Annotated in this window: 1 protein-coding gene; it reads left to right on the forward strand. The window is 58.4% G+C overall.

Annotated features, from left to right (window positions below; all coding sequences use genetic code 11):
- Window positions 1-575 precede the first annotated feature (575 nt).
- Window positions 576-987: isopeptide-forming domain-containing fimbrial protein (locus AAV94_RS14510; protein ID WP_197407969.1), on the forward strand; the 412-nt coding region annotated here is incomplete at its 3' end.

The following is a 987-nucleotide window of genomic DNA, read 5'->3' on the forward strand; positions in this document are numbered from 1 at the left end:
CTGGGGAAAGGGGTAGCTGCGCTCAGTGGGGCAATTGCGCAACAGCGCCGTTCAGGTAACACGGCGACAGGAAAAAAGTTCCCTTTCTTTTCCTTCAATAAATGTAATGGGCCAGTTATAATAAGTGATATTTGCGAGTGAAATGTCAATAAATTGTAACTAATTATAAAATTATGGAACATGGGATGTAAGTTGTAGCAAACGGGCAGGTTTGATGCGTCAATCCTTTCGGGTCCTTAAAGAAGTGGCTCAAGAGTGGCCTTGCGCGAGTGAGAGCGTTCACCGATTTTGGTGTGATTGTTGTATGGGAGTGGTGGGCTTGTTGGCTGCCATTTTCAGTTGAGCGACAGTTGTTGGGGGTGTGTGTGACCTTATCGACCTTCTTTGATGGCATGGCTTGCCGTGGCCGGGCGTGTGCCGTGGCGATGCTGCTTTGGGCGGGTGTGATACCTGTCGCAATTTCGCAAGTCTCGGGCGCTGCGGTTGGGATTACCAATACGGCGGTAATACAGCCGGCTTCGGGTCAGGTGGATTCAGATCTCACTAACAATAGCGCCACGGCTACGGTTGCTCTTTTGCCGGACCTGACGATAGCCAAGAGCGGGCCGACCAGCGCCACCGTGGGCCAGGCCTACGACTACACCATCACCGTGACCAACAGTGGCACGGCGGCGACGACGGCGACGGCGACGGTGAGCGACAGCGTGCCGGCAGGGCTGACGATCAACAGCGCAGCAGGCTGCACGATCTCGGGCCAGGACGTCAGCTGCGACATTGCAGCCGGACTGGCGGCCGGAGCCACGGCGAGCTTCACCATCAACGTCACGCCCGAGGCGAGCGTGAGCGGCACCACCGTGAGCAACACCGCCAGCGTCAGCGGCGGGGGCGATCCGGACTGCACCAGCGGCTGTGACAGCACGCCGGTGGACACCGTCATCAACGCGCCGGACCTGACGATAGCCAAGAGCGGGCCGACCAGCGCCACCG

Origin of the sequence: Lampropedia cohaerens (assembly GCF_001005215.1) — a bacterium.
GTDB classification, from domain to species: Bacteria; Pseudomonadota; Gammaproteobacteria; order Burkholderiales; family Burkholderiaceae_C; genus Lampropedia; species Lampropedia cohaerens.